This window comes from Halobacteriovorax sp. BALOs_7, from assembly GCF_003612895.1.
Lineage (GTDB): Bacteria > Bdellovibrionota > Bacteriovoracia > Bacteriovoracales > Bacteriovoracaceae > Halobacteriovorax_A > Halobacteriovorax_A vibrionivorans.
The window spans coordinates 1850511-1863998 of record NZ_CP027772.1 but is presented as its reverse complement, the minus strand read 5'-3'; the positions used below and the strand labels follow the sequence as shown (position 1 = coordinate 1863998).

Genomic DNA, 13488 nt, shown 5'->3' with positions numbered 1-13488 from the left:
CTCTATGGAGGAGAGAGATATGATTAAGCAATTAGCTGTACTACCTGGTGTTATTGTAGGAACAGGACGCCGCGTAAAGCGTATCTACCGTTCGGAGCTTAGAAATATTACTGAGGTTGATGAACTAAAAGAATTTCAAAGATTGGCCTACCAAAGAATTGGAGTTAAGTTTCCAATCGACTTTCTTGCTAGAAATAAAACATTCGCACTTTTTAATCGTCACGGCGTTATGTGTGGTGGTTTTACTTTTGCACTAGGAAGTGACTCACGTGTTGTTAAAAGTCTTCCAGATGAGGCCTTAGCAAAACTTAAAAAAGATGTACCTGACTTTGAAAATGATCTCTTCGAGGCAACTGCTCTTTGGATGTCTCGATATCAACGTTGTCGTATGCTTGGAGTTTACTTCTGGCTTATGATGTATCTTGAAGCTACTAAGATGAGAAGAAACTTCTATATCTATGCATATTCAAGTTCTAAACCAAAATTAGGTGAAATTTATAATACTATTAGACCTTTTAGACTTTATAAAGGATATACTAAGTTACTTCCAGGGATGACTGAACCAGATGATGAAGTTATCGAGTATGGAACAATGATGAATGTCCACTTTTCATTTGGTCGTATTGTTACTTTCTTATTAAAGAGATTAGTTAGAGCAAGATCAGTAAGAAAAGTTAAATCTTACACTTAGACTTTTTTTAGTCAGATTTAAGTCCTTAAGGAGGCGTCTATGTTGACCTTAGAAGAGGTCATGGAACCATATAGTCATATCAGACTCGCTACAAAATCCGATAATGACGCCATCTTAAACTTCTACAAAGATATACATATGCAAACAGGGACAGAGTCCCTGTCTTTTGATCGTGGTGATAACTTCTTTGAATTTTATGAAAGAAAAGGAAATCACTACTGGAGCTTCGTCTTTTTAAATGATGATGAAACAATTTGTGGAGTAGGGACTATTATTAGACAAATTCGCCATGTTAATGGAGAGTTTCGACCAGTTGCTTATTTCTGTGACTTACGAGTTTCTCCCGTTGGAGGCAGAAGAGCTAAAGTTCAATGGAGAAAATTGTTTAAAGATATCATTGAGGCCCTGCCAAATTTAAGTGAAGAGTTAAGATGTGAAATGTCTTATACTGCAATTTTATCTGATAATGAGCGTGCCATTAAATCCTTGACGAAAAATGGCCGAGGTTTCAATTACCGTCATATTGATAATTACCATGTTTACTCTGTTGTCTGTCCTCCAGTTTTTAATCCAGCAAGAGGGCGAGTTCAAAATATAAATTTTAAGAAATTTAATGATTTCTATCGTAGTGAAAACTCTAATCTTGAACTTAGAGAGCAGATCACTGATGAGAAGGACAATAAATACTTTGGTGTGTTTGATGGAGCAAAGCTTTGTGCAGTTTTTATGATTACAGACAAGTCATTAGGACGTCGTTATAAATTATATAATATGCAAGCACCTAAGAGGCTATTAACAAAGCTTGTTCAATTAATGGGAAGGCCAGGGGTTAGTAACGGTATCTTACAAACTCTTGAAGTTCTTTATTTATCATTTGAAAGATCATTGAGTAATGAAGCAAAAAAAGAAATGATAATGAGTATTCTAAAATATTTCAGTCTTAATAAGACGATGAATGATTTTCATATTTGCAATTTATATACAGGTCAGGAAAAGTTTAATTTCTCGTACTTTATTGATGGGATAATCGTTGAATCGACAGGGCATATGTTTGAAATTCACGGTGATACAACAGGTCCTCTTTGGCCAGTGAGAAAATTTCGATTTGAAGGAAGTGTTCTGTGATCTTTTCTATTTGGCCATTTAGTATTTTAAAAAACCGTTACCTCTCTAGAGATTGGGTTGGTGTTTGGTATGAGATTCTAAAAGAAAGAGGAGAGAATGATCAATGTGTTATTGGTAGGGCCAAATATATTGATGGTGATATTCATGAGCCTCAGTATTTTGAATACTCACACTCCTTAATGGATGGTAGTGCTTCAATTCCTTTTTATCTTACTAAGCTTGGGGCAAAAAGAGGTCCAATCTTTTCTAATTACAAAAAAGAGATTAGTTTCTTTGATCATATTAAACTTGCTTTTAGAGCAAAGGATATCTCACCAGCACACAAACCTGATTGGAAAATTCAAAGTCAAAAACGACCTAAGAATAATTATGAGTTTGCGCTAAAGGCCTTAAGTGTAGATGAAACAAAAAAATTTAACGATTACTTGAAAGAGAATAAACTTTCGCAAAATATCGTCATCTTAGAATTATTAAATCGTTTTGTATTTGAGTTAATAAAAGAAGAAAGTCAAAATGAATCATATTCTTGGTTACTTCCAATTAATATTCGAGGCATCGTTAATAAAATTAATCCTTATGAGAATCATACATCATTTGTCCAGATGCGCTTAAATGCAAACTCTACATATGAAAGTATTAGAAATGTTTTTAGTGCAAAAGTTAAGACTTTAAATCATATAGGACTTTGGTGGGTACATCACATAGGTGTGCTCTTTGGTCGAGGCTATATGGCAAAATTATCTCGTAACTCAGCAGGTAAGAATTTTTGGCTTGGTACATTTTCAAATGTTGGTTCATGGGATGTGAGAGATGAAACTTATGATAGTTTAGGGGAGCAAGAGGTGTGGTTTGCAACGACTCCTGGCTCAAGAAATTTTCCCATTGGATTAGTGGCCATGGAGTTTAATGCTAAACTTTCTCTTACTTTAAAGGTACATCCTTTCATAAGCGAAAATCATGTTGATACTGCAAAACGTATCTTAGATAAAATCACCACTGAAATAAGATCTAATTACAGTTAAGAACTTGCACTGGTGGTGTAGCGCTTTGAAGTGCGTTCGCTGTTGCTTGTGGAATACAATAAACATTAGAGTTCCACTTCATTCCTTCAAGGAAGTAGTCCACGCGTCCTAATTCATTATCATTATCATAGTTTTGCATGAATCTTTTTACATTACCTGCACCAAGTTGATCAGCGTCCTCAAGAGTCTCTTCAGGAAGTCCGTATTGTCCGTGAACAAGTCCAAAAGCAACAAAACCTTCTGCACACATTTCTCTTTCACATGCAATTACCGCTAGTTTCTCTCGGTCTGTCATCATACCTGTTGTTGCTTCAAACTCTGTGTCTGGTAATGTTTGTAGCTCACTTGAGACATAGCGATTTGTATAGGCCGTTACATTAGTATAATTCTTTAGCTGACATTTATTATTTTGTGGGTTGATGTATCCCGTACAACACATATTAGGATCATCTCCTGCTGCCATTTGAGTTCCTGCTGGCATACAACATGCAAACTCATCGGCCTCAAATACTGTCTTAAAGTCTTGTCCGGCCTGTGTTGTTGTATCAACATCTCTTGTCGCGTTAGTTAGTCCATTTAGAGTATAGAAGTCATCAGTATATTCATCTTGATTAACATCAGGAGCAGCTCCATTTGAATATTCTGGAGTCGCAGCTGCTGATCTATATATTGGCTTTCTACACATCGGGTAGGAAGCTGATGTATCATGAACAGATTCAATATGATCCTTTATGACAACATTAGGAATACCTGTTAGTTCATAATAACTAAGCCATTTCGTTATATCTAAAGCGATAGGCTCTGGGATATCGAGTAGAGAACATAGATTACCGTTTAGAGCATTATTCCCATCACATGTGGCCTTGTCTTGCTCAGCATAATTATAACATTTGAAATCAGATAGGGTTTGTTGACCATGGGCCTGCATCTTATTAGGACCCCATTCATGGCCGCCACCATTTTCATCTTTATTAAAACTTCTGACCCAGTTTTCAGAACAACACATCTTCTTACCATATGTTGTTAGTAATTTGTATTGTCTATCAACAGATGGTGTTGTTGGGTCTGAGATATCAACTGTGAGATCATTTCTTTGGATTTCCATTGTATTAAGAGAGTCTGTATTTCTCTCGTACTCTGTTAGAACATTTCCTGAGAAGCGTGTTGCTTCCTTGGCCCCGATTTCTGCTGCAGGAACTCTTTCAAGATCAACAGTGTCTGTTGCTGTAATAGATGAATCTGTAGAGATAGGTGAGCCAGTCGTTTCTAGAGTCGGAAGTTTAAATGTATTTCCAATTTCTGAACAACAGCGATTATTTCTAATATCATAGTCACTGTCTGTTACTCTGGCCGGTTGAGAACACACAAGTTCTGTTTGCCAGAATGATAATTCATATTGGCTTGTTAGAGTTAAAATATCTTCTAGTGCAACACCTTTAGTGTTGTTGGCCACAAATTTTGAAGCTGAGCAGTCTAGGTCTGTGAAACAAGTTGAACCTGGCGCTCTTAAGCAAGCGTTGACAGGTAGAGATAGACTTTCGATTATACTTGTATCACTTTCATTTAGATCTGTTAGAAGCTTTTCGTTTGTTAGACCATCAAATACTTCTAAGAAGTATGTACTTAAGTTTTGAGAACGTGATAGTAATTGAAGTTCTGTTGTCTTGGTTGTTACATCTTGAAGAGGATCAAATGCTACATAATTTCCATTAGTATCAAAAGTAGGGCAGCTTAAGAACATATTCTCATTAGTATTATTTTGCATATCTGATACTGTATTACCCATATTTCCAATAAAGTCAGGCATGAATTCAGATGGCTCATCCATAGATGTTACGACATCTTCTAAGTTTGCATCACGGCCTGGTAGACAGAGTCCTTTTACATCATTAAGGATAAGATTTCTTCTTGCTTGGTAGTTTGGCTCTTCATCACCTCTATATTTAAAAGGTCTTCCAAGGCTTGGTGCCACTAAACCTACAGTTGAAACCATTTCAGTATCATTGTCAGCTTGACCATTTTGAAGAGCTAGAGAAGTTGCTTTTCTAGAGATACGATTATTAAAGTATTTGTTGTCTGCTCCTTCCAGAGGTTGACAGTGATTATTAAAAGAGCAACCGTGAAGTTTCTTTGTCCCCACAGCAGTATATGAAATTGATGATGAATTTGTTTCATTATACTCTGGTCGACAAGCAGCACCACGACCTCTATATACACATCGTTTCACATTACCTGAAAAAGTACCATTTAAAGATAGTAGGCGATCTATATCTAACTCTTGTGGAATTTCATTAGCGTTTATATCAAAGTTTGGATATGGAGAAGATACTGTTGAGATATTCTCACATACATAATCCCAACCAAGAGATGAAACACATTCATTATCTGTGTTACAAGTATGAACTTGCTGACAAGTGGCACCATCGGTTTCAAAGTCAGTTGTTGGAATACTAATACTTCCATTAATAGTAGAGTCTTGAACAGTTACTGAATAACTATTTTCAACTGTTTGATCTGAAAATTTAGCATTTATTGCAAGAAATAATTTATTCGTTGTGGCCTTGATACGTCTCTTCGTACCTACAGCAAACCATTTTACTCCATCAAATGAACCAATGACTGATCCATAATTGAAACCATACCAATCGCGATCATAACCATTGGCGACCATGAAGTGTTGTGTACGCATACGATTTAATCTCTGCTCTTGCACATCTTCAAAAGTCTGATGGGCCCATCCAATCATTGTTGCTGGAACAAAACAGGCGCGTCCAAAGAGAAAATCATCAGAGCGGTATTTACTTGTCTCACTTCTTGAAGAAGTGGAAAGGTCTGGCTGGTAACCAGCAGGACCATTTTCAAATTCATTAGGGAACATTTTTACAGAAGAAGCGTAGTAGTCATTTCCACAAGATGAACAGCTAGAGTAGTTACCACCTGATACAAAAATATCATACGTTGTACCTTCTTTAACTTGAATCTCTTTAGCTGGTTTTGCTGAACTACTTGTTAAGTCAAAACTTCCGTATATTTCATTAAATCCAACATATCCATCAATATTATTTGGCTTCGCCTTGTCTCCACTAATATAAGCAAAAGCAGATCCTTCTTGAGCAAGTGTAGGGTCGGCGATGACATCTGAAAGAGTTAAGTCTTTCTTTGCTACACCGTTTGAGTCAAAGTATCTTTGAGGTGCAGTCTTAGCAGAAAGATAAAAGTTTTGTTGTAGCGGAGGATCATCTTGTGTTGGTTTTAAATAACACTGATAATCTACAACTGTATCACTCGTGTTTCTAACCTCTTCAAGAGCACATTCTCTTAGTGCACACTTACAATATGATGCGATTTCTGCTTGTGCCTTTTCTTTTGCATCAAGTATTGTTGTGTGATTAGTTAAATCAACATAAAAGATGATCTTTACAGTTTGTGAGTCTTGTACAATATGTGAGCTATTAAAGACAACTTCATTGATTGCACCAACTTCTAAGTTCCAAGATGTATTTTGTGTACGAGTTACATCATCAACTTGTACAACTAATTTATTTCCTAGATTTGCATAGTATGGAATTTGAAAGCGTTGTGTACCAGGGTAGTGGTCTGTGATAAGGCCTTCATTTTGTCCTTGTTTATACACCTTATAACATTGTGCCTGGAAGTTATTGATTCTCTTACATGAAACATCAGTATAAGCGTCTATTTCTAGATTTTTATATTTATTATCTTCATCATATGCTGTGGTAATTGTAAGCTTTGTTGTGTCAGTTAAGTTGTCATTTTCACCTGAGATTGATACCTCTCCAGGTCTAACTGATGAGCCATCTTTATAGATAACTGCATTTTGATATCTTACTTCGTGTACAGAATTTAAAAATGGTTTAGTCCCTTTATAAATATAGTCAAAGTTTGTATCATCGATATTCGTTTCGTAATTTGAAACGAGATCTGTACGCGCACCTTCATAAATAGTTGTACAAATACCTCTTTCTCCATCGATTGGAGTTGTACACTGATATAATTGTTTTAAACGATTAAAGCGAATAGCTGCTTCTTCATCTGGAGTATATTGATCTTCGTTATCTGTAGGTGGAGTGCTTCCTACTGTACAGATATTGTAATAATTTGGATAATTGTAAATAGCAGATGGATTGAGTTCAATTTCATTAAGAATTGAATTTGGTACTGTTTCTGTTTTTTGTGAAAGATCTTGAACACATTGATTACTTAAACAGCAAAAATCACTTCCGTATGTTGCACATGCACTATCGCTACTACAGAGGTTATTGCTCCCACCACTATTGTCGCCATTGTATGTAAAATAAACTTTAAAGGCCAAGTTGTTTCCAAGATTCGTTGATAGGTCTTTTCCCATTGAGGTCGCAAACTTAAGTGGCGCGGAAGTAACTGAAACATTTGATAAACTTGAAGAAAGGTCTGAAACTTTGTATGTCACTTTAGACCAGTCAAGACCGTTTGCTGTAAAATAAGTTTGTAAGTTACCGCAATAGCTCTGTGATAATCCGGCATCATCCTTACGATAAGTGAAACGTATAAAGTATTCACGTGATGAGTCTTCTACATTTATAGTGTATTGTGGAAAACCAACCACAAGAAGAGGTGTTCCCGAATTAATAGAAGGAAAATTAACGACTGCACAATAAGTGTCTGCTAGGTTTTCTTTAACGTAATTGTGTACACCTTCACCTTTAAGTGTAATCTGATCATCAAAGTAATTATCAATTTCAAAGACTGAAGAGTAAGTGCTGCCACCATATTGAATATATGTTGCCGACGACTCAAAGTCTGGTTCGTTGATGTTACCACCAACGTCTTCACTATCTGTACTAGAAGTTAGACGATTATTGGCCGCTTCAGGTACACACGATGACGCCATCACTAGCACTAGTGTACTTACCAGTATGAATTTTAACTTATCCGTGTATTTCTTCATTTACTATCCCAAGTAATTATCGTCTCAATCACGTAACTACTTAAGATTAATATAAAGTAAGGTTAAAAAATGCCGTAGTAATTTTCAACTTTTATGAGCTTTCAGCTAGTTGCACCTGAAATCTGAGGGCTTAAACTTGAGGGATTAGCTCAGATAGTGGGCATTCATATCTTTTTATTTAAATGAACTCAATGTGACTATTTTAATTGTCAAAATATCACCATATTTAAAAAAGCTGTTTTTGGCCCCTAATATGCTCAGTAGAACTTTATCTATCTGATTTTATTGATCATTACTAAATATATAGCTCTGTATGCCATGAGTATCTTTTATAAGACACAGAAATCGCTATTCTAGGTGCTATTCGAGGGTAGGATTATGAAAAAAGAAGAAAGAAAAGACGACGGATCAATCTGGAGTTCTTATTCAGATATGTTTACGACAGTTGCTGTTGTTTTCCTAGTTATGTTCGTTTTTGCCATGATCAAGGTCGGGGTAAAGTCACTCCAGCAAGCTCAACAGAAAAAGAAGCATGAAGAGCAGATGCAGGGGATGGTTTCAAAAGAGCAGAAAATCAAAGAAATGAAGGCCAAGAATAAGATTGAGCAATCAATCAATGAGGTCACTGACTATAAGAACGTCATTAATCAAAAGATGGTAGAGCTTTCTAAATTTGTTGAGAAATTAGAACAAAACAAGAAAGTTATGCAGGATATGGTTAAGGATCAAATCAAAAAAGAATCAATTGTTGAAAAAGTTGGAAAGCAACTTGATAAAGAGAAGTATAAATCATCTAAAATTTCTCGTGAAAACACAAAATTAAAGAAAGAAATTAATGAGAAGTCAGAAGAACTTAAAAAGCGTCTTGAAGAAATTCGTAAAAATAAAGACGATTTAAAGTCAAAAGAATCTCAATTAGACAAGCTATCAAAGATGATGGAGCGTCAGAAGAAAGAAGAAAAAGAGCTTGAAAAGAAGATTAAGAAAATCGTTCAAGAAATGAAACAAAAGTCTAAAGAGAACGAAAAGCTTTCTAAGAATCTTGAAAAAACAAAAGAAGAAGTAAAGAAGAAGGCAGAAGAAGAAGCAAGAATTAAGCAACTTTTGGAATTTAAAGAAAAGTCTCTCGTTAATCTTGAAAAGAAGATTGAAGATCGCGACTCTATGCTCGCAAAGGCAAAAGATAAGGAAAATATTCTTTTCTCTAAAGTCGGTGAATTAGATAAGAAAAAGAAAGAAGTTGAGGAAGAAAAGAAGAAAATTGAAGAGATGCTTGCTTCAGCTAAGAAAGTTAAGTCTCAGCAAGAAAAGAAGTTAAAAGAGCTTACAACACAAGTATCTAAGCAAACACAGAATATTAAACAAATTGAAAATGTTAAAACAAAGTTAGAAACAAAACTTAAGCAAGAGCAGCAAAAAGTACAAGAACAAGTTGCAGAAAATAAGCTTGTGAATAATGAAATCGTAAAGGTTCGTTCAAAATTAGCGAATACTCTTCAAAAATTATCAGAAGATACTAAAAAAATTCAAGAACTTCAGCAAGTAAAGCGTAAGAATGAAGAAATTATTGCTAAAGCTAATCGTGAAATACAAGGTCGAATTATTGCTCAAGAGAAGCTAGAGCAAAAGATTGTTGAACAAAAGAAGGCCCAAGAGCAGGAAGTTCAAAAGTTAAATCAAGATCATACTCTCAAAGTTGAGAGCCTTAATAAGAAGTATGCCAATATTATTTCAACTAAAGAACATGAGATTAAAACTCTAAATGCCCAACACCAGAATAAAGTTGCTGATCTTACTAAACAATTTGAAAAGAAAGAGCAAACTCAAAAAGCAGGCTTTGAAAAGAAGGTTGCAGATTTAAATAAGAAGTATCAAGCAGAACTTGATACGAAGGCCAAACAACTTGCCGGACAGAAGAAAGAGTCTCAAGAAACTATTGCTCGTTTAAACTCTGACCATCAAAAGAAAGTTGCTGATTTAACGAAAACTTATCAAAAGCAGCAGCAAGATACGAAAATGGGCTATGAGACGCAAATAGCAAATCTTAATAAGAAGTATCAGTCTGAACTTGATACTAAAGAGAAGCAATTAGCAGGACAAAAGAAAGAGTCTCAAGAGACAATTGCTCGTCTTAATTCTGATCACGCTAAAAAAGTCGATGACCTAACGAAGTCTTACGAGAAAAAGCAGCAAGATACAAAGATGGGATATGAATCTCAAATAGCAAATCTTAATAAAAAATATCAAAGTGAGCTTACATCTAAGCAACAACAACTTGATGGTCAAATTAAAAAGTCAAAAGAAACAATCGCAAAACTAAATGCAGATCATGCAAAGAAAGTTGACTCTATTACAAAGTCATATGAGAAAAAGCAACAAGATACAAAAATGGGTTATGAAAATCAAATTGCAAATCTCAATAAGAAATATCAATCAGAGCTTGATACTAAAGATAAGATGCTTGCTGGTCAAAAGAAGAAGTCTGATGAAACAATTGCTAAGCTAAATGCTGATCACGCAAAGAAAGTGAATGATTTAACTAAGTCATATGAGAAAAAGCAGCAAGATACAAAAATGGGTTATGAAACTCAAATTGCTAACTTAAATAAGAAATTTCAGTCTGAATTAGAGACTAAAGATAAGCAATTAGCAGGAACAATTAAAAAATCTCAAGAAACAATTGCAAAACTTAATTCTGATCATGCTAAGAAGATCAATGATTTAGAAAAAATGCACCAAAGAACAGAAGCAAAGACGAAAGCTGGTTATGAAAGTCGTATTGCTGATTTAAATAAGAAGTATCAGTCTGAGTTAGATACAAAAGAAGCACAACTTGCTGGTCAAATTAAAAAATCAAAAGAGACAATTGCCAAGCTTAATTCTGATCATGCTAAGAAAATTACTGATCTTGAGAAAATGCACAAGAAATCTGAAGCAAAACAAAAAGCAGGTTATGAGTCTAAGATTGCTGATCTTAATAAGAAGTATCAGTCAGAACTTGATACAAAAGAAAAGCAACTTGCAGGTGTTAAGAAGGATGCAAAGTCTCAAATTGCAAAACTTAATGCTGATCATAAACGTGAGCTTACTGACTTAACTAAGCAATTTGAAAAGAGTAAGGCCGATCAAAAAATGGCCTATGATAACCAAATCAAGGATCTTAAAGGAAAACACGCTCAGGCGATGGACTCTCTTACAGCTCAAAAAGATTCTCAAATTAAAAAGCTTAATGCGGATGTTGCCGCTCGTGATGGAAAGATTGCAGGTTTAAATGATGATGTAAAAGGTCTTAAATCAAATCTTGCACGCTCTCAACAAAATAACCAGGGTTTAAAAGGTGATATTAAAAACCTTCAATCAAAGCTAGCTCAAGGAGACGCGAAGAATAAAGGTCTTGCTGGAGAAGTTGATCGTCTAAAGGCGATGGTTGGAAAACTTGAAGGTGATAAGAAGTCTTTAATGGCACAAAATGGTGGACTTAAAGATGCTCTAGGGCAGGCCGAAGGTAAACTTAAGGGAATGGCCGAAGAAAACGGTGGCCTAAAGAAGGCCCTTGGTCAGGCCCAAGGAAAGCTTGCAGGTATGCAAGAAGAAAATGGTGGTCTTAAGAAAGCTCTAGGTGAAGCTAAAGGCAAGATGAAAGGAATGGGCGAAGAAATCGGCGGTCTAAAAAAGGCACTTGGTCAGGCCAAAGGAAAACTTGCTGGTATGTCTGAAGAAAATGGCGGACTCAAGAAAGCTCTAGGTGAAGCTAAAGGCAAGATGAAAGGAATGGGCGAAGAAATCGGCGGTCTAAAAAAGGCACTTGGTCAGGCAAAAGGCAAAATGGCCGGTATGGGTAAAGAGATCGGTGGACTTAAAGAGGCACTTGGTCAGGCAAAAGGCAAAATGGCCGGTATGGGTAAGGAAATCGGTGGTCTTAAAGACGCTCTTGGTAAAGCAAAGGGTGAGCTTGCCGGACTTGGAAAAGAGAACGGTGGGCTTAAAGAAGCTCTAGGTCAGGCAAAAGGTAAGCTTGCTGGTATGGGGAAAGAAATAGGTGGTCTAAAAGAGGCCCTTGGTCAGGCAAAAGGCAAGATGGCCGGTATGGGTAAAGAGATCGGTGGACTTAAAGAGGCCCTTGGTCAGGCAAAAGGCAAGATGGCCGGTATGGGTAAAGAGATCGGTGGACTTAAAGATGCACTTGGTAAAGCTAAAGGTAAGCTTGCTGGTCTTGGAAAAGAGAATGGTGGTCTAAAAGATGCTCTTGGAAAAGCTCGCGGTAAGATGGCCGGTATGGGTAAAGAGATCGGTGGGCTTAAAGAGGCTCTTGGAAAAGCTAAAGGCAAGATGGCCGGTATGGGTAAAGAGATCGGTGGACTTAAAGATGCTCTTGGAAAAGCAAAAGGTGAACTGGCCGGTCTTGGTAAAGAAAATGGTGGCCTAAAAGAAGCACTTGGAAAAGCAAAAGGTAAACTTGCAGGTATGGGAAAAGAGATCGGTGGACTTAAAGAGGCCCTTGGAAAAGCTAAAGGTGAGCTAGCTGGTCTTGGAAAAGAGAACGGTGGTCTTAAGAAAGCTCTTGGTGAAGCACAAGGAAAACTTGCAGGTCTTGGAAAAGAAAATAAAGGACTTAAAGATCAACTTGGTAAGGCCAAGGGTGATCTCGATAAGGCAAAAGAGAAGATTGCAACTCTTAATAAAGATAATAACAATCTAAAAGGTAAGGTTGCGGGTCTTGGTAAAGAAGTTAATGATCTTCAAAATGCACTTGCTAATAAGAATGATGAAAATGGTAACTTAGGTCGTAAAATCGCCTCTCTTGGTAATGATCTTAATAACTGTCAGGCAGGTAATGCTGACTTAAGCAAGAAAGTTACAGAACTTGGAAATGGGCTAGATGGAACAACTAAGAAGCTTAATTCTTGTTTAACTGAAATTAATGATAAGAAAGACTTAATGAAGCAAGTTAAGAAGATTGCTAAAAAGGTTGATGATCAAAAGCGTAACCTACGTGCCAATATCGCAAAGAATCTTGCTAATAAGTTTAGAGAAAACGATATTGATGCAGCAGTTGACCCAGTTACAGGTAACGTAACTCTACTTATGAATAAGAACTTATTATTTGAGACAGGTTCGTCAAAACTTAGTCGCCATGCAAAGACTAAGCTTAAAGGCTTAATCCCTCTATATTCTGAAGTTCTATTTGAAGATGATACTGTTAGAGAACAAATTGATAGCTTCAACGTTGAAGGGCACGCTTCACCACTATTTGCTGGTAAAGCAGTTGATCCAATGATGGCCGAAGCATACTCATATAACTTTAACTTAAACCTTTCGTCACGAAGAGCTCTTGCTATCTCTAACTATATCTATAGTGATGGCATGAACTATCCATATAAGTTTTATATGAGAAATGTGACGAAGTCGATTGGTTACGGGTTCTCAAGACCTGTTCCAATCAAAAAGGTAATTGAGCGCCAGCGCGAATCAATCGCAGCAGAGCTTATCGAGCCTAAAGGATTTATCCTTGAAGACCGTGCTCCTGCAAGTGTGATCGCTGTACCACTTCAAAATGAAGATATGAAGTGTGGTATTTACAGCTGTTCTGAATCACAACGTGTTGAGCTTAGCTTTACGCTTAAGGATGATCCAAAAGCGATGGAGCGTTTAATGAAATTAGATCCAATAGTGAAAAAGGATAACTATACAACCAAATAGTC

The 13488-nt window shown here is 36.3% G+C and carries 5 protein-coding genes; 4 read left to right on the top strand and 1 reads right to left on the bottom strand.

The window, feature by feature from the left end:
- The first annotated feature begins 19 nt into the window (after nucleotides 1–19).
- The 3 genes from BALOs_RS08915 to BALOs_RS08905 are packed head-to-tail and all read left to right on the top strand — an operon-like array spanning nucleotide 20 to nucleotide 2838.
- Nucleotides 20–691: a hypothetical protein gene (locus tag BALOs_RS08915; protein ID WP_120404949.1), complete on the top strand. Its 672-nt coding sequence runs from the start codon at nucleotides 20–22 to the stop codon at nucleotides 689–691.
- A gap of 39 nt (nucleotides 692–730) precedes the next feature.
- Complete coding sequence (locus BALOs_RS08910) at nucleotides 731–1816, top strand: hypothetical protein (protein ID WP_120404948.1); 1086 nt, start codon at nucleotides 731–733, stop codon at nucleotides 1814–1816.
- On the top strand, nucleotides 1813–2838 hold the full coding sequence (locus tag BALOs_RS08905; RefSeq protein ID WP_120404947.1) for a hypothetical protein: 1026 nt from the start codon (nucleotides 1813–1815) through the stop codon (nucleotides 2836–2838). The genes BALOs_RS08910 and BALOs_RS08905 overlap by 4 nt, the downstream gene beginning before the upstream one ends.
- Here BALOs_RS08905 and BALOs_RS08900 read toward each other — a convergent pair.
- The gene (locus tag BALOs_RS08900; RefSeq protein WP_120404946.1) at nucleotides 2825–7786 is read right to left on the bottom strand and encodes a hypothetical protein; all 4962 of its coding nucleotides are present in this window, start codon (nucleotides 7784–7786) and stop codon (nucleotides 2825–2827) included. The genes BALOs_RS08905 and BALOs_RS08900 overlap by 14 nt on opposite strands.
- Nucleotides 7787–8164: 378 nt before the next feature.
- Here BALOs_RS08900 and BALOs_RS08895 point away from each other — a divergent pair, with 378 nt between their 5' ends.
- Nucleotides 8165–13486, top strand: a complete 5322-nt coding sequence (locus tag BALOs_RS08895) for a hypothetical protein (RefSeq protein WP_120404945.1) — start codon at nucleotides 8165–8167, stop codon at nucleotides 13484–13486.
- The last annotated feature ends 2 nt before the right edge of the window (nucleotides 13487–13488 follow it).

Coding starts and splice junctions, on each gene's coding strand:
- BALOs_RS08915 (WP_120404949.1), top strand. CDS start 20: ATGATTAAGCAATTAGCTGTACTACCTGGTGTTATTGTAGGAACAGGA.
- BALOs_RS08910 (WP_120404948.1), top strand. CDS start 731: ATGTTGACCTTAGAAGAGGTCATGGAACCATATAGTCATATCAGACTC.
- BALOs_RS08895 (WP_120404945.1), top strand. CDS start 8,165: ATGAAAAAAGAAGAAAGAAAAGACGACGGATCAATCTGGAGTTCTTAT.
- BALOs_RS08900 (WP_120404946.1), bottom strand. CDS start 7,786: ATGAAGAAATACACGGATAAGTTAAAATTCATACTGGTAAGTACACTA.